Origin of the sequence: Neobacillus vireti, assembly GCF_036962345.1 — a bacterium.
Taxonomy (GTDB): Bacteria; Bacillota; Bacilli; order Bacillales; family Cytobacillaceae; genus Neobacillus; species Neobacillus vireti_A.
Genome location: NZ_JBALNB010000026.1, coordinates 1 through 16,970 on the forward strand (window position 1 = coordinate 1; position 16,970 = coordinate 16,970).

The following is a 16,970-nucleotide window of genomic DNA, read 5'->3' on the forward strand; positions in this document are numbered from 1 at the left end:
TTCGTGCTTGACTTATCGTAGGTAGGTAAAAATCCTGAAGGGATTTTTACTCGCGGAGACCGAAGGACACTAGCCGCTAGGGCACTCCTCAGAAAAGCTAACGCTTTTCTTTCGTGCGAGGTAACGCTACCGAAGCTTACTCTTGTGGAGCTAGAAAAAATTCCGGTCACGAAAAGTCTCGTGACCGGAATTTTTTAGTTTACTTTAGGTCCATGCTCCATTTCCCATAGTTTTTCGAAAAACGGCTGACCTTTTATTAGATTTTCACAAAATGTTTCATGCCTGGTGGACCAACCGTATTTTGTTTCCTCAAACAATTGCTGCCATGCATTTTCAAAGTTTAATTCTTGAATGGCTGTGTAACGCTCTGGACACCATTCAGTAAACCAGTATCGAACCTCTGCCTCATTCTTAGATGTATGTAATTGATCAAGTGCCATAAATAACAGTTGTTTTAGTTGACGTTCTTTTCGTGTTAGCCCTGTCATTAAATCTGGTTCAGGTGATAAAATATGGAAATCCTTATCCACTGAATTCTGTTGGAAATGATATTTTTTTGGCTCATGTGCAGCAATCATTTCATAGACAAGCTGCTCTTGTCTTGGAATAAGCCTGCTCTTTCTAATCGGAATCGAGTAACCAATTGTATCAACGGCTAAGATTCCAACCCCATCTGTAACGATGAAGCAATAATCTAGTTGAACTCTTTCATGATTTTTTCGTAAGTATGCCTTTTGAAAAATATCATCTAGAAGCTGTTGAGGTAATTCTGAGAGATCGTTCTCAATATAGTGAAAGAGAATCGGTTCTACTTTTAACAAAGGAGCCTGGTCTAACAGCTCTACACCGTCATCTTTGCGCCATTCATGAAAGTGGCACACATTATATCCATTTTCTTCACCTTCAAACCAATTTACCCAAACATCATGAAGATACAACATTGTACAACCCCTCACTTCAAGTAACTGTTTGTCAATCAGTATGGGCAGACATAAGTTAATTTATTCCTTAATATATATTTTGAGGAAGATAGTAGGACAAAAAAAAGCCTATTTTTTCCGGCTTTTTTTTGTAAAGCTATTTTCAGTCAATAAATATTTCTTTGCAGGTATTTTGAAGGAAAGTTTTGTAGAATAGTGATTGTTCCGATAAAAGTTTTCCACAATTTTAAATCCGGCAGCATACCCCAGTAAATTAGGAACCCTGCCTAACCCATATAAAAAATCGTCATGTTTTCTTTCGCTTTTTTTTAATTCCAAGTTATCTTGCAAATATATATTCCATAATTTCTCCAATTCTGCATCTGTATACATTTTGCACCAGTCTGCTAAATAGTTTCTCCCACAATGAACAAGCACAGCGTATTCCGCAAGCCCTTCGATAATTATTGAATCCAGTAATGTGTAGTCTTCAAACCTTTTCGTTTGCATTTTCAACCTGCAAATATGATGGTATTCATGGACAAATAGTGCTTCCAACTCTTTTGAAGTTAATTTGTTAGAAAGAAATAAAAACATTTTATCTGGGTAGGAGACTCCACCTTTGACTTTTTCTTCTTGTCTGGAAAAAAAGCTCCTTTTCTGGCCAATTGGAAAAAGATAAATTGGTATATCAGGTCCTCCCCATGCCTTTTTATAATCATGAAAAATGCCTCTTACTTCATCCCACACATTTGTTTCTTTCATCATCGTGAAAATTTCTTTGGTTAGCGGTGATGGTTTATACATCCCGAATTCGGTTAATTGATTATAAATTTTTGGTGCACTTTGTCCATTGAAAGCAGGGAGCAGCTTTTCGCATATTTTTGTTGGTCGATCAAATTCCTCTTCCAACCATTTATCTGTTTGAATGATGCCCATTTCCTCACTCCATACTTTTTCATTTTTTACATTTTATGAATGGTATGGATAGAGGGTTCTGCAATACTTTCCCTAGATAATAAGAAAAACGGAAACGTCATTCGTGCTTGAGTTATCGTAGGTAGGTAAAAATCCTGAAGGGATTTTTATCGCGGAGAGCGAAGGACACTAGCCGCTAGGGTGCTGGAGCTGGAACAATAAAAAAAAACGACCAGGAGATTTCCTGGTCGAGCTGTTTACGCTTCATATTTCTTGAAAACAATCGTTGCATTGTGGCCGCCAAAGCCTAAGGAATTACTCATTGCTGCTTTAATTTCTTTTTGACGTGCCTTATTTGGGACATAATCCAAATCACATTCTGGGTCAGCTGTTTCATAATTAATGGTCGGAGGAAGAATACTGTTTTTCATCGACAATACAGTAAAGATTGCTTCAACCCCGCCTGCTGCTCCAAGAAGATGGCCGGTCATTGATTTAGTGGAACTCATTGCCAACTTGTATGCATGGACTCCAAAGACCTCTTTCACAGCAAGCGTCTCAAACTTATCGTTATACTCAGTGCTCGTTCCATGGGCATTAATATAATCAATCTCTTCAATATTTAACCCAGAGTCGTTAATGGCCATTTTCATGGCACGTGCGCCGCCTTCCCCACCAGGGGCCGGTGCTGTTATATGATACGCATCACCAGTCGCACCATAGCCAACGATTTCCGCATATATTTTTGCACCACGGGCTAAAGCGTGTTCTAATTCTTCTAGCACAATGATACCCGCACCCTCACCGATAACAAAACCATCACGATTTTTATCAAATGGTCTGCTGGCACTCTTTGGATCAGGGTTTGTAGAAAGAGCAGTATTTGCACAGAAGCCGGCTACTGACATTTTCGTGATTGGGGCTTCCGCTCCACCTGTAATCATCGCATCCGCATCGCCGCGTTGAATGACTTTAAAGGCGTCACCGATTGAATTGGTTCCTGTAGCACATGCTGTTACTGTACATGAATTAAATCCTTTTGCTCCTAGTCTGATCGAAACTTGACCTGTAGCCATATCAGGAATTAACATCGGTACAAAGAATGGACTTACTCTGCGGTAACCTCTTTTTTGAAAGATTTCATATTGTTCTTCGAATGTTTCCATACCGCCAATACCTGAACCAATCCAAACCCCGATACGAGGGGCATTTTCGTCAGTAATCGTTAGTTTTGCATCCTCAACGGCCATCAGTGCTGCTGCAACCGCATACTGAGTAAAACGGTCCATTTTTCTAGCTTCTTTTCTATCCATAAAAGTTTCAGGATTAAAGTCATTTATCTGAGCAGCAACTTTTGCTGGATACTCTTCTGCATTCACTCTTGTTAAAGGGCCAATTCCAGACTTTCCTTCAATAATCCCTTTCCATGTCGTTTCAACATCGTTACCAAGCGGAGTAACCGCCCCTAAACCTGTAACCACAACCCTGCGCTTATCCATATAAGACATCTCCTTTAATACACTTCAATATATAGTTAACAGTTCCTTATTTTCCCCATCTAATCGCAATGGCGCCCCAAGTTAAACCGCCGCCAAAGCCTACCATTACAATGAGATCATCGTCTTTGATCTTTCCAGCCTCTATTTCCTCAACGAGAGAAATCGGAATAGACGCAGACGAAGTATTTCCGTATTTATGAACTGTCTTTGACATTTTTTCAACCGGCAGCTCCAGCCTTTGTCTAGAGGCCTCCATAATCCGAATATTGGCTTGGTGCGGGATTAAGAAATCAACATCATCTTTTGTCAGTCCAGCTTTTTCGAGAACATGAACACAACTTTCCCCCATCTGTCGCACTGCAAATTTAAAGACTTCCCGTCCATTCATAATAATGTATTCATCTTGATAAAGATGCTTAGAACCAGTACCATCTGCACCCAGTTCAAACGAAAGAATTCCTCTACCTTCAGACACCTCTCCAACTACAACAGCACCAGCACCATCTCCAAATAGTACAGCAGTGTTCCGGTCATTCCAGTCAGTTATCTTTGAAAGCTTTTCAACACCCACTACTAGAACATACTTATAAGCTCCTGATTCAACAAACTGCTTTCCGGTAATAATACCGTACATAAAACCTGCACAGGCTGCACTAACGTCCATCGCTGCAGCTTTTTTAGCACCTAAACGTTCTTGCAGCATGCATGCAACGGATGGGAATGGCTGATCAGGTGTTACCGTGGCAACCAAAATTAAATCAATATCTTCAGGAGTGATTCCTGCATCTTTGATTGCTTTTTGAGCAGCCACCAGCCCCATATCAGAAGTATTCGTATTATCGTCTGCGATTCGACGTTCTTCAATCCCTGTCCGAGTTCGAATCCATTCATCTGTTGTATCCATCATTTTTTCTAAGTCTGCATTTGTAACGATCTTTTCTGGCAAATACCTTCCAATTCCAACAATTCCAGCGTTCAAGGAATCATCTCCTTATATCAATTCATCTATTAATATCAATTATTATGACTTGGTACTAATTTTATCAAATAAAAGTGTCTTTAAGCAACCTTTAATTGCTTCTACCCCCACTAATGTCTATACCATTTGACTATTCGCCTCATAATCTAATAGGGGAAATCATTACAAGAGGAGGATATTAAAATGGGAAAAGAGAAAAATCGTCCAGGTGATCCATTTTCAAAGTTGATGTTTGGTGACCGTGCGGAAAGTATGCAGAGAAGTCGTCAGGATGTTCCTAATTCCAACCAAAATTCACTTGATTTTGAATCAATTGTAGAAAACATCGTTAAACTAAAGGATTCTTCTCAAAACTTAAAACCTTTATTTGAAAGGGTATATCCTTATGTACAACAATTTTTAAAGAAAAAATAAGCTGCCTGTGTTCAAGGCAGCTTTTTAAATTAATAATTAACGATTCAAACGGCGGGTATGGTCCATTTGCTTGGTCAAAGCTTCTGAAATGGGGATTGAACTCTTAACCGTTAAAGAGATTATTTCTTCCTCCACTCTCTCTTCCGCTGAGTGATCTGTAATTGGTTTTTTGATTCCTAAAAACTCAGCACATAAATCCCACTGATCTTTCTTTCCACTTTGGAGTAAGTAATTTCCTGGTATTTTCTTTTCGATCGTTTCTAGGATTGATTCGACTGCATCCTCAATAAATAGGGCGTCGTTAGTCTGCTCCCGCAATCTTCTTAAACCCTTTCCCATATCCATTCCCTTTAGTATAGATTGTTGAAACAAAAAGGTATCAGGCTGCCAAGGACCATAGATGGTTGGCAGATAAAGGATTTGTATGGTGACATTCATTTTTTTGATCCTATTTATAAAATCAATTATGTCCGCTTTTGCGTCGGATTCCATTCCATTTGTAAGGATTTTGCTTGGAACAAGCATAACGAATTGGCCCTGAAAATCCTCATGAATGAATTTACTTATCCTGCATTCATTCCGCAAAAGGTTTTCCTTATATCGCATATATAAGTCGTAGACAGAGAGTATGATTGCCTCGTTTTGTCTGTATTCCATTAAAATTTCTTCTAGTTTAACCTCAGTAAAGTTTGAATTCCGTCCTATCTCTAATTTTTTCTCCATTAGAATCTCTTCATTTTCTTCAGCTTCAATCTGTACTCCCCTGACCTCAATTCCTTTATCAAGTAATGCTTTGCACACATGAAAAGTCACAAAGTCAAAAACTTCAGCTATAACGACCTTGTCCATTACAAATCCTGCCTCCCCAAGCTTCTTTAATGAATCCTATGCGGTTTCATAAAGAAATATTTCCTTTTATGGGGAGGGAGCGTTAAAGCACCTTCTCATACTGATTGAAAAACTTTTTCATCATATAGCCAAGCTGTTGTTTTTTTTCAGGGACAATATATGTTGGACTTATTTGTGTTTTAGCAAGTATTTCTTGCAGCAGTTTTGAATGGGTATAGGATTTCCCACTCGAAATAACATTGATAATTTTTACTGGAACCCCCAAATTTAAATTTACCTCATCATTCATGTTTTCAAGCTCCATTTCAAGTGTTGCTTGATCCTTCTTATAAGCCGCTGCCAGTTCCCTCATTAATTTTTTGTAAAAAAACTTGTGTTCTTTTTCAAGTGCAATATGTTTTTTTAAGGAGAGAATAGGATTTAATAAAACGACAGATCTTAATTGCCCCTCCATCTTTTCCATTAACCTTACTGCAACAAGTGCCCCCATCCCCTCAGCGATTAAATGCACTTTATTATTTAGAATTTCACTCCTAATAACTTGCTGATACAGCCTTTGTGCAAGCTCTACAGCATGATCACTTCCCCAGTTTCGCCCATACAAATTTGAGGAAAAAATAGTGTATCCTGATTCTTTAAATTGATTGATAATGGCCAGTTTACCCTCATTTTGGGACCAAAAGCATTTGTTTTCGTCAACAAAATGCCTTTCATCTCCAATTATTAATATTCCAAAACCTGTGGGCTTTTCAGGGTAATGGATGACGTTCCATTGAGTATCCATCTGAAAATTCCGGTTCTCCATCACTAAATCTCCTTTTACATATTTCCTCAAAATATTGTATGTGATTTCACATTTGTTGAAAGGGAATATAGCCTAGAATTAACGAAAACATCCGGTGATTTTATATTTTAAAGAGAGAAAAGTAATTGTCAAACTTTGCGTTTATTATTTCAAAAGCTTATGTTAATATTATTTAAGATGATAAATAGGGTAGAGGTGATACATAGTGCGATACTTTTGGACTTTTTTCTGGACATTTCTTTTAGTGCAAATGCTTTCATATGTAGTTAGTTCAATGACAGAAGGCGGAGTTTTTGACTTCAGAACAGGGGCGATTATATCTGTTGCTGTTGCCATTTTGATTATTATTGCAACTTCAGTCATTCCAAATGAACCTGCTCAAAAACACTAAATGTAAAAGGTCATCCATTATTCGGATGACCTTTTTTGTTTAGTTAATTGTGATTGCGATTTCTTCCTTTTCTATTGTAATGTTTACAACAGAGTGCTCTTGGACCTTGCCAGCAATGATAGCCCTAGCTAGTTTTGTCTCGATATTTCTTTGAATATACCTTTTTAATGGTCTGGCTCCATAAATAGGGTCGAACCCATTTACAGCAATAAACTCTTTTGCACTGTCTGCAATTACCACTTCTATCTCCTTTTCCTTTAATCTGCTTTGAAGTTCCTTCATCATTTTTACTACGATATCTTTTATTTCGGTTAACGATAACGGTTTAAAAAGAATGGTTTCATCAATCCTATTTAAAAATTCAGGTCGGAAATGACTTTTCAATTGTCCGAGAACCTTTTCCCTTGTTGCCTCTGATATTTCTACCTCATTTTCATTCCGGTCTAGTAAGAAATGAGAACCAATATTAGAGGTCATGATGATGACTGTATTTTTAAAATCCACTACCCTTCCTTGTGAATCTGTAACTCTGCCATCATCTAGTGCCTGTAAGAGAATATTAAATACCTCCGGATGTGCCTTTTCAATCTCATCCAACAGAATAACAGAATAAGGTCTTCTTCGAACAGCTTCCGTTAGTTGTCCGCCTTCTTCATATCCCACATATCCTGGAGGGGCTCCAATCAACCGTGAAACTGCGTGTTTTTCCATATACTCGGACATATCGATTCGAATCATTTGCTCTTCACTGTCAAACAATGCCTCTGCCAATGCTTTGGCAAGTTCAGTTTTTCCTACACCGGTTGGTCCTAAGAAGAGAAAAGAACCAATCGGTCTGTTTGGATCCTTAATTCCAGCACGGGCCCGTAAAACGGCATCTGCAACTAATTGGACCGCTTCATTTTGTCCGATAACTCGCTCATGCAATATGGATTCTAATCGCAAGAGTTTCTCCCTTTCACCTTCTACCAGCTTAGAGAGTGGGATTCCTGTCCATCTTGAAACAATGTTTGATATCTCTTCTCCTGTCACTTCCTCACGAAGAAGCTTCTCTTGCTTCGACGCAGCTGATTCCAGTTCTTTCAGTTCTTTTTCAGCCAAAGGAATCCGACCATGTCGGAGTTCTGCTGCAGTGTTTAAATCATATTTATCTTCTGCCTGTTGCAATTCTCTTCGGAGTTTTTCAAGTTGCTCCCTTTTATCCTGCAATTTTTGAATTCCTTGTTTCTCATGCAGCCACTGTGCTTTCATGCTGTTTGCATGATCTTTTAATTCTGCCAGCTCCTTTAAGAGAGTATCGAGTCTTTTTTTGCTTGCATCGTCCTGCTCTTTTCTTAATGCCGCTTCTTCTATTTCTAACTGCATTACTCTCCGTGTTACCTCATCAAGTTCTGTCGGCATAGAATCAATTTCTGTTCGTATTAGTGCACATGCTTCATCCACTAGATCAATCGCTTTATCCGGCAGAAAGCGATCGGAAATATACCGGTCAGATAAAGTTGCAGCTGCCACAAGAGCATGATCATGGATTTTCACACCATGGTGAACTTCAAATCTTTCTTTTAAGCCACGTAAAATAGAAATGGTGTCTTCCACATTAGGTTCTTGAACAAGTACTTGCTGAAATCTGCGTTCCAGGGCAGGATCCTTTTCAATATATTTTCGATGTTCATCAAGGGTGGTTGCCCCAATACAGTGCAGCTCACCACGAGCCAGCATCGGTTTTAACATATTTCCAGCATCCATAGCCCCATCCGTTTTTCCTGCTCCAACAATGGTGTGAAGCTCATCAATGAATAATAGAATTTGTCCTTCACTTTTTTTCACTTCATTTAGTACCGCTTTTAATCTTTCTTCAAATTCACCCCTGAACTTAGCCCCTGCAATTAATGCACTCATATCTAATGAGAAAATTGTTTTATCTTTTAATCCTTCAGGAACATCTTTCCTCACGATTCGCTGAGCAAGCCCCTCAACAATTGCTGTTTTCCCCACTCCAGGCTCACCAATCAAAACAGGGTTATTTTTAGTCTTTCTTGATAAAATTCGAATTACATGCCGAATTTCAGTATCTCTTCCAATAACAGGATCCAATTTACCTGCTTTTACTTCTGCCACAAGGTCTCTGCCATATTTACTAAGGGCATCGTAAACGGCTTCGGGATTTTGTGATGTCACTCTTTGGTTCCCCCTTATTTCCTTAATTGCGGACAAGATATCCTCTGGAGTTTTTCCGTTTGATTTAATAATCTTTTGTATTTCTGAATCGCCTGTATAGGAAGCAGCTAATAATATATGTTCAATCGACATAAAGTCATCTGAAAATTTGGCAGCAAAATCTTCAGCACTCACAAAAAGCCGCTGAAGCTTAGAAGTAATGTATAATTTCCCATGCTCTGTACCACTTCCGGTAACTTGTGGTTTTTTATCAAGAACTGATTGTAATGATTTTTCAACAACATCTGCCTTGATGCCAGCCTTTTCCAGGATCACTCGTAATAGACTATCTTCTTGACGAAGAAGTGTTAAGAATAAATGGGGTTCGTCAACCTCTTGATGGCTGCTCTTTATTGCCAACGATTGGGCATCTACTATCCCCTTTTGCAACCGTTCTGTCATACGATTTATATCCATATTTCACACCCCTTTGACCTTTTTTGACCTATTTACTTTTATTATATACGAATATGTAATTAAATAGAAAATAAAAGCCATCCACCTGGGATGACTTTTTTAAGGGCTCTTTTCTAAACTTTGTCAATTTGGAACAAATTTAAATGATTGTGCTAAGTTTACTCAATAAGAAAAGAGCCTGCAAACTTTATTCTAAAGTGCAAAATAGCTATCTCCACGTTAAAATCGGCTTTAAGATTTTAACAACAATCTTTACGAAAGATAGCCTTGTGAATAATTTAAGGTTTACGCTGGTAGGTCCATACACGTTCGTCATTTGATGTTTCCGGAAACCTGTCTCCTGCTTTTAACTTAATCTTTTTTGGATTATTGACATTTGACTCTGTATCACCGATTTCTATATATACACCATTGTTCGGTGCTCTTTGTCCAGATTTAAACTGCCTGCTTTGACCCATTAACTGTCCCTCCTTTTCTTGTACATCTTTATTATTTCCATTATATCCGGGGCCATTAAAGGAATAATTATGAAATAATGTCACTATATCGCTTATGGTCAATTTTGACGATTGTATGAATTTATGCCACAATTATTGATATATAAGCTTTGTTAACAATATAATTATAGTATTATCTAGTAAATGCAACCTTGACTGTCATTTATTTAGGAATACAAATTAGCGATTGATTTCGCCCCTTTAAGGTGGTTATTCGTATGCAGTCAATAATAGAATTACCTGTAAAATTAACCCAACTGTTTGAGACAGTTCACCATACAAAGAAAATTGAAAAGGGAACTTTTCTGTTTCAAGAAGGCTCTGTAGCCAATGAATTATATATTGTCCAAAGTGGTATCATTCAAATCGGAAAGATAATACCTGATGGCCGGGAACTAACACTGAGAATGTGTTCAAGAGGAGACTTTATTGGAGAACTAGATTTGTTTTCAACAGCGCCAAAGTATCTGTTAAGTGCACGTGTAGCTGAAAGCGGCGAAGTGGCTGTTATCATGAAAGTAGACCTTGAAGAAAAACTTGCACAGAGCACTGAACTCTCGCTTGAATTTATGAAATGGATGAGTCAACAATATCGGAAAACACAAACTAAATTTAGAGACCTCGTTCTTCATGGTAAGAAAGGTGCCTTATATTCTACACTTATCCGTATTACTAATAGTTACGGTACAAAAACAAATCAGGGAATTCTAATTGAATTACCATTAACCAATCAAGAATTAGCAAATTTTTGTGGAACATCACGGGAAGTAGTGAATCGATTACTAAGTGATTTAAGAAAAACAGGAATTATTTCCATTGATAAAGGTTCAATCACCATCCATGACCTTGATTATCTAAAGAATGAAATTGATTGTGAAGACTGCTCCCCAGAAATTTGTAAAATTGACTAAAAAAATCGGTCGCTTAGACCGATTTTTTTTAGTCAATTTCTTTTATTATCAAATTGATTAACAAGTTTAATTAATTGTTTCGAAATTTCCATCACAGCATTGTCTTCGGAAATATGAAAGACTGGAACCGTCAGATATTCCCTTACCACTTTCGTTAAAGCTTGATCCCAAACAATGACAGCCTTAATATTTTCTACATTTCTAATGAGTGATAGATCGTCATCATTCCTTAAAATGAGTAGTTTTGGATAGGCCTCTTTTTTATGTCCCTCAATTAAAATGAAATCCGGTCGAAAAAAACCCATAAAACGAATTTGTTCATCAAGGGTCCAAGCCGAATCTTCAGCTTGCACGACCATCCTGCCATCCCCTTCAACCAATGCTGCAGCTGCTCCTGCATCGAGATGTTTGGACGAATCCTTTTGAAGTGGTATATCCGGCCTACCACCGTGCCCATGATGCTTAATGGTGACTATCTTAAATCCATCCTTTTTTAATACTTGAAGCAGTTTTAATAAAAAAGTGGTTTTACCAGAATTTTGATATCCTGCCACTTGAAAAATGATGGACTTTACCAAGGCCATTCACTGCCAACTTGATCTTCAAGCAGCAAAATATCTACTTCATCACCCGCTTTAAAGCTTCTGGTCCCTCCTGGAAGAATCATCAAGGAATTAGCTCCAGAAAGACTCATGATGATATTCGATTTGTCTAATCCACTTGGTGTTGCATACAGGCTGCCATTTTTGATTGAAAAAGCACTGCGGACAAATCTCGTAAAAGGGTTAGCTTTAGGAAAATCAACCTCAAGTACCGCTTTTTCTTTTCGCAGATGTGGTTTGGCAGAAAAAAGCATTCTTCGAATAATCGGCCGAGTAAACAATTCAAATCCAACATAGCAGGCCGAAGGATTACCAGATAACCCAAATAGAAGCTTCCCTTCGAATTGAGCTACCGTTGTAACACTACCAGGTCTCATCGCCACTTTATTAAATAAAACCTCAGCACCCAGCTTTTCGTAAATCGCAGGTAGATAATCAAAATCCCCAACAGAAACGCCGCCAGTAGTAATGAGGATGTCTACCTTATCCAATGCATTTTTTACTGCAGTAAAGCACGTATCAAATACATCAGGGAGTTTACCATAATAGTGGACAATAGCGCCTGTTCTTTGAATTTGAGCAGCAATCATATGTGAATTACTGTTTCGAATTTTTCCAGGTACCAATTCTTCTTTTACCTCTAACAATTCAGTTCCCGTTGCAAATAACCCTATCACCGGCTTTTTTGCAACAGGCACTTGGTGATAGCCAAATGTCGCCAACATTGCTTGAATGCCTGGATTTATGAAAGTGCCCTTTTTTACTAAGATTTCACCCTCTTTGGCATCTTCGCCACGATAGGAAACATTATCACCCTTTTTGAAGCTGCGTTTTATCGACATAAATGGGGTCCCATTTTTTTCATAATCTTTTGCCACTTCAAACATCACAACCGCATCTGTACCTTCAGGCATCATAGCTCCGGTCATAATTCTAACCGCTTCGAACTGGTTTACGATCTTAGAGGATGTCATGCCAGCACCTATATGGTCGACGACCCTAAACTCCACCGCATTCGTTAAGGAGGCTTCCTTCGTATCGATAGATCTAACAGCAAATCCATCATATGGTGCCCTGTCAAAATGAGGTACATCGCTGGTTGCCTTTAAGTCTTCAGATAAAAAACGCCCAAAGCTTTCATCGATCGATACATATTCTGTTTTACCATTTAATTGATATTCCATTATTTTTTTTACTGCTTCCCCAATTGGGATTGGTTTTCTTCTCTCTAGCAACACCAACAACTCCTGCCATAACAAATAAAAGTTCAGATAATTGGTTGAACTTATTTCATTATAAGCCTATCTAATAGTAACCAATATAGCAAATATCACAATTATGGACAAAAAGTTTTAATTCCTATCCAAATAAGTGATTCAAGTCACCTATAAGATCTAGGAAATCCAGTATCCTTAAGTTATGAAATAATAATCTTTAGGAGGAAAATATGATTACTTTCCCTTTATCTACAAGTACATTGGTTAAAGATATTGTAAATGAACTGCCAAAAACGAGCGATGTGTTCAAGAAGTTTAGAATTGACTTTTGCTGTGGAGGCAATATTCCACTTTCACAAGCAATAGCTGAAAATGGCGTTAATGAAGGCGCATTGCTAGAAGAATTAAGAGTGATATTTGAAAAAAACAGCTCAACTGAAACAGACTTAGAAGTATGGACGAAATCTGATTCAAACACCATTATTGATCACGTCATCAACCATTATCACCGAACATCTGAAGAGGAAATATCATTGCTTAGCCCATATGTTACCAAGGTTTCTCGTGTACATGGTGACAATCACCCAGAACTGTTAAAGGTTAATGAACTCTTTTATGAATTTAAAAAAGAATTAATCGAACATATGACGAAAGAAGAGGAAATTGTATTTCCGCTGATTAAACAACTTTCAGACGGAACAGTAGAAGATCGCGAAGAAGCAATCAACATGATTGTAGAGCTTGAAAAAGAACATGACCATGCAGGTGAAATCTTAAGACAAATTCGTGCAGTAACTTCTGATTATACACTTCCGCTTGACGCATGTGGAACCTATCGTTTAGTCTATAAACGCTTAGAAGAACTTGAAGGTCTTACCTTTATGCACGTTCACCTTGAAAACAACATCTTATTCCCTAGATATTTCTAATAAAGAACGATAAGAGGCTGGTGCAGCAGCCTCTTTTTCTATGCAAAAAAACCTCTCTTTTAAATAAGAGAGGTTAGCCGCCAATATAGGACATTTCAATTTTTTTACGGTTTTTTGCTGTCTCTTCTGTCCGTTCATCAGAATACCTATCATTTCGGGCATTCCAAATATTCATAACTCGGTTTCTCAGTTCTTCATCTGTTGCACCGTTTCTCATAAAGTTTCGAATATCATGACCATTTCCATTAAATAGACAAGTAAAGATTTGTCCATTTGCCGAAAGCCTCGAGCGGGTACAGCTGCTGCAGAATGACTCTGATACAGAAGTGATAAACCCAACATTCACGTCCGTGTTTTTATAATTATACAATTTTGCAACTTCACCAAAATAAGCTGGGTCAAGTGACTCTAACTGATAATGCTCTTTTAGCAGATAGTATATTTGCTTTTTTGTAATAACATCATCCATTTTCCAGCCATTCGATGATCCTACATCCATATATTCAATAAAACGCAGCTCCAAACCATTCTTCAGGCAAAAATCCGCCATCGGGATGATTTCTGAATCGTTAAGACCTTTTTTAACCACCATATTGATTTTAATCTTGAGACCTGCCTCTTTAGCAGCTTCAATCCCATCTAACACAGGCTGGGTAGCTACACCACGTCCATTGATTTCACCAAACAACTCATCATCTAACGTATCAAGACTGATATTAACTCTTTTAAGTCCTGCTTCTTTCAATTTAACTGCCAGTTTTGGGAGTAGGATCCCATTAGTCGTTAATGCAATATCGTGTAAACCGTCAATCTTAGAAAGCTTTTCCACCAAAATCGGAAGATCCCTGCGAAGTAGTGGTTCACCACCGGTAAGACGGATTTTTTCTACACCTATACTAACAAAAATTTTCGCTACACGTTCAATTTCCTCATATGTTAACAAAGCACTTTTTGGCAGAAACTCAAAATCATCACCAAATTGATCTGCAGGCATGCAATATTGACAGCGAAAATTACATCTGTCGATAACAGAGATTCTTAAATCTCGTAATGGACGATTTAATTTATCTTTAATAATGGTCTTTTCCATTTATATCAACTCCATTTTTTTCAAAAAGCGAGTAATATATTCATTCTACCAACAATTCATTAAAAATACTGTTACTTTATTCACTATCTTACCATTTCTTACGGTATTTTTTAATTTAAAAATAAGTTTTCACTATATTGTCATTGTTTACTTCTTTTAGCGGGCATCACCTAAGTTAAAATAAGAGTAATAATAATCTGAAATGTGACTAACTTTGAGGTGATATATAATGATGACAAAAATAAAGCCTACTCATTCAATAGAAATAAAGGAGTTACTTAGGTTTGCTGATCGGAAAATTAATAGTGAAAGAGGGAGCTATTTATTTCAAGAAGGTATGCTTGCTGAAGAACTTTTTATAATTGTTTCTGGTAAAGTACAAATTAGTAAAATTACCTCTGACGGCCGGGAACTTTCGTTAAGAATATGCGGAGAAAATGATATTTGTGGTGAATTAACGCTCTTTACCGATAATCCTAGATATTTATTAAGTGCGAAAGTGTTAGAAGAAGGCGAAATTGTTGCGATAAAAAAAGATGTAATTGAAAGTGAAATTTTCCAGAATAGTAAGCTGGCTTTTGAATTTATGAAATGGATGAGTGATCATTTCCGAAAAACACAGACAAAATTTCGTGATCTTGTTTTAAACGGAAAGCGCGGAGCACTTATTTCAACGTTAATAAGAATGTCTAATAGCTATGGTATTCATAAAGGAAATGAAATATTAATAGATTTACCATTAACCAACCAGGAGCTTGCCAACTTTTGCGGAACTTCTCGAGAAAGTACGAACCGTATCCTTAGTGAATTGAAGAAAGATAAAATTGTTAGTGTAAAAAAGGGAAAAATATCTATTTTAGATCTTCAATATTTAAAAGACGAAATTGGCTGTGAAAATTGTCCGGCGGTATATTGCAACATCGAATAGGAGGAGGAAGCAATCAAACATGATTGCTTCCTCCTCTTATTCATTATTGAGCTTGTTTTTCTCTTAAAGCCTTTGGAATGTAAACACAGAATGGTTCGCTTTCCAGGTAATCGCCTGTCATCGCATACGCTCGTGACCTTGAACCACCGCATACATGCCGGAATTCACATACACCACATTTACCTTTATATAAATCAGGATTTCTTAATGATTTAAAAATGGGTGACTCACGATAAATATCTGCTAATGGTGTTTCACGTACATTTCCTGCTTTAACTGGTAATAGTCCGCTTGGGTATACATCTCCAATATGGGAGATAAAAACAAACCCATTTCCATCATTAACACCTTTAGGTGCGCGGCCAAGTCCGTCAATTGAACCTGTTAAGCCTTGTTCTGTTAATGCACTTAAATAATTTATTTCCTCCGTTTTTTCTTTTGCTTCGCGCATTTTTTGCTGAATAACAACACGGCGGTAATGCTGGGCAGCAGTGGTTTTAATGTCGAAAGGAACCCGCTTGCTGAGGTCATACAGCCATCTAAATACTTTCTCATGCTCAACAGGTGATATCATATCTGATTCTTGACCTCTCCCCGTCGGAACAAGGAAAAACACACTCCACAAAACGCAGCCCAGTTCTTCAACCATTTTTGCCATTTCATCAAGATATTCAATATTATATCTAGAAATTACCGTATTAATTTGAATGGGTATTTCAAGTTCATGCAGGTATTTTATTCTTCCCATTGTTAGGTCGAAAGAACCTGCTGTTCCACGGAAGTGATCATGAACGTCAGCTGTGGGACCATCAATACTAAATGCCCAGCGAGATAGACCTACTTCCTTTGCTTTTTCAATTGCTTCTTTTGTAACATTAGGTGTTGCACTTGGTGTCATAGAGACCCTGACGCCTTTATCTACTGCATATTTAGCAATGTCAAAAACATCTTGTCTCATTAATGGGTCTCCACCGGTAAAGACAAGCATTGGATTATTCATTTCGTATATTTGATCAATAAGGTTTTTACCTTCTTCAAAAGATAGTTCCCGTGGATCTCTTCTTAATTGAGCTTCTGCACGGCAGTGTAAACAAGCGAGTTGACATGCGCGCGTAAGTTCCCAAATTACGATAAATGGATCTTTATTAAAGTCTCGGCCAAATGCCATACATGAAACGCCTCCTAAAACGGCCATTTCAAAACCAAACAGCCTTATTACCTGTATTATATCGGGGTTTCCACTACGAATAAGTGAACTACCTCACATTCCGCTTAAATACATTTGTCCTTTTTGTGAAGACGAAATGTGGATAGGCATTTTTAGTTGAGCATAACAGGGGTTTGTTGTGGATAACTGAAATTAGTTACGCATAGGCTGTGGTTTGTT

At 37.7% G+C, this 16,970-nt stretch carries 17 protein-coding genes; 5 read left to right on the top strand and 12 right to left on the bottom strand.

The features are described from left to right. Positions 1-194: 194 nt before the first annotated feature. From V7108_RS25620 to V7108_RS25635, 4 genes are all read right to left on the bottom strand, one after another. Positions 195-941: a YjbA family protein gene (locus V7108_RS25620; RefSeq protein ID WP_335514441.1), complete on the bottom strand. Its 747-nt coding sequence runs from the start codon at positions 939-941 to the stop codon at positions 195-197. 108 nt (positions 942-1,049) lie between these two features. Further along, positions 1,050-1,859, bottom strand: coding sequence for a DUF2268 domain-containing protein (locus V7108_RS25625; RefSeq protein WP_335569792.1), 810 nt, complete (start codon positions 1,857-1,859; stop codon positions 1,050-1,052). 236 nt (positions 1,860-2,095) lie between these two features. Then, positions 2,096-3,337 (bottom strand): beta-ketoacyl-ACP synthase II, encoded by a 1,242-nt coding sequence (gene fabF / locus V7108_RS25630; RefSeq protein WP_335514435.1) that lies wholly within the window; start codon positions 3,335-3,337, stop codon positions 2,096-2,098. A gap of 46 nt (positions 3,338-3,383) precedes the next feature. After that, entirely contained in the window at positions 3,384-4,316 is a 933-nt protein-coding gene (locus V7108_RS25635) for a beta-ketoacyl-ACP synthase III (protein WP_335514433.1), read from the bottom strand. A 183-nt stretch (positions 4,317-4,499) separates the two neighbouring features. On the opposite strand from V7108_RS25635, the gene V7108_RS25640 reads away from it, so the two are divergent. Continuing rightward, positions 4,500-4,730, top strand: a complete 231-nt coding sequence (locus V7108_RS25640) for a hypothetical protein (RefSeq protein ID WP_335514431.1) — start codon at positions 4,500-4,502, stop codon at positions 4,728-4,730. A gap of 36 nt (positions 4,731-4,766) precedes the next feature. Here V7108_RS25640 and V7108_RS25645 read toward each other — a convergent pair whose 3' ends face one another. Both V7108_RS25645 and V7108_RS25650 read right to left on the bottom strand, forming a co-directional pair. Then, positions 4,767-5,579, bottom strand: coding sequence for a hypothetical protein (locus V7108_RS25645; RefSeq protein ID WP_335569793.1), 813 nt, complete (start codon positions 5,577-5,579; stop codon positions 4,767-4,769). Between the two features lie 82 nt (positions 5,580-5,661). Beyond that, entirely contained in the window at positions 5,662-6,384 is a 723-nt protein-coding gene (locus V7108_RS25650) for a hydrolase (protein WP_335514426.1), read from the bottom strand. Positions 6,385-6,589: 205 nt separating this feature from the next. Here V7108_RS25650 and V7108_RS25655 point away from each other — a divergent pair, with 205 nt between their 5' ends. After that, on the top strand, positions 6,590-6,775 hold the full coding sequence (locus V7108_RS25655) for a YjzD family protein (RefSeq protein WP_335514423.1): 186 nt from the start codon (positions 6,590-6,592) through the stop codon (positions 6,773-6,775). A 39-nt stretch (positions 6,776-6,814) separates the two neighbouring features. Here V7108_RS25655 and clpB read toward each other — a convergent pair whose 3' ends face one another. Continuing rightward, a complete protein-coding gene (gene clpB / locus V7108_RS25660) occupies positions 6,815-9,409 on the bottom strand; it encodes an ATP-dependent chaperone ClpB (RefSeq protein ID WP_335514422.1) in 2,595 nt (864 codons plus the stop codon). Positions 9,410-9,687: 278 nt separating this feature from the next. Next, a complete protein-coding gene (locus tag V7108_RS25665) occupies positions 9,688-9,867 on the bottom strand; it encodes a YjzC family protein (protein ID WP_335514419.1) in 180 nt (59 codons plus the stop codon). Between the two features lie 257 nt (positions 9,868-10,124). Between V7108_RS25665 and V7108_RS25670 the strand changes: the two genes are divergently transcribed. After that, positions 10,125-10,817 (top strand): Crp/Fnr family transcriptional regulator, encoded by a 693-nt coding sequence (locus tag V7108_RS25670; protein ID WP_335514415.1) that lies wholly within the window; start codon positions 10,125-10,127, stop codon positions 10,815-10,817. A gap of 32 nt (positions 10,818-10,849) precedes the next feature. Here the strand turns inward: V7108_RS25670 and mobB are convergent, their stop codons facing one another. Beyond that, a complete protein-coding gene (gene mobB, locus V7108_RS25675) occupies positions 10,850-11,401 on the bottom strand; it encodes a molybdopterin-guanine dinucleotide biosynthesis protein B (protein ID WP_335514412.1) in 552 nt (183 codons plus the stop codon). Further along, the gene (locus tag V7108_RS25680) at positions 11,389-12,654 is read right to left on the bottom strand and encodes a molybdopterin molybdotransferase MoeA (RefSeq protein ID WP_335514409.1); all 1,266 of its coding nucleotides are present in this window, start codon (positions 12,652-12,654) and stop codon (positions 11,389-11,391) included. Before V7108_RS25680 ends, mobB begins: the two co-directional genes overlap by 13 nt. A 212-nt stretch (positions 12,655-12,866) precedes the next feature. On the opposite strand from V7108_RS25680, the gene ric reads away from it, so the two are divergent. Continuing rightward, on the top strand, positions 12,867-13,565 hold the full coding sequence (ric, locus tag V7108_RS25685) for an iron-sulfur cluster repair di-iron protein (protein WP_335514405.1): 699 nt from the start codon (positions 12,867-12,869) through the stop codon (positions 13,563-13,565). A gap of 73 nt (positions 13,566-13,638) precedes the next feature. Here ric and moaA read toward each other — a convergent pair whose 3' ends face one another. Beyond that, positions 13,639-14,655, bottom strand: coding sequence for a GTP 3',8-cyclase MoaA (gene moaA / locus V7108_RS25690; protein WP_335514403.1), 1,017 nt, complete (start codon positions 14,653-14,655; stop codon positions 13,639-13,641). A 229-nt stretch (positions 14,656-14,884) separates the two neighbouring features. Between moaA and V7108_RS25695 the strand changes: the two genes are divergently transcribed. Next, positions 14,885-15,583, top strand: coding sequence for a Crp/Fnr family transcriptional regulator (locus V7108_RS25695; protein WP_335514400.1), 699 nt, complete (start codon positions 14,885-14,887; stop codon positions 15,581-15,583). Between the two features lie 43 nt (positions 15,584-15,626). On the opposite strand, the gene V7108_RS25700 is transcribed toward V7108_RS25695, so the two are convergent. Next, positions 15,627-16,751, bottom strand: coding sequence for a TIGR04053 family radical SAM/SPASM domain-containing protein (locus tag V7108_RS25700; protein ID WP_335514397.1), 1,125 nt, complete (start codon positions 16,749-16,751; stop codon positions 15,627-15,629). Between the last annotated feature and the right edge of the window lie 219 nt (positions 16,752-16,970).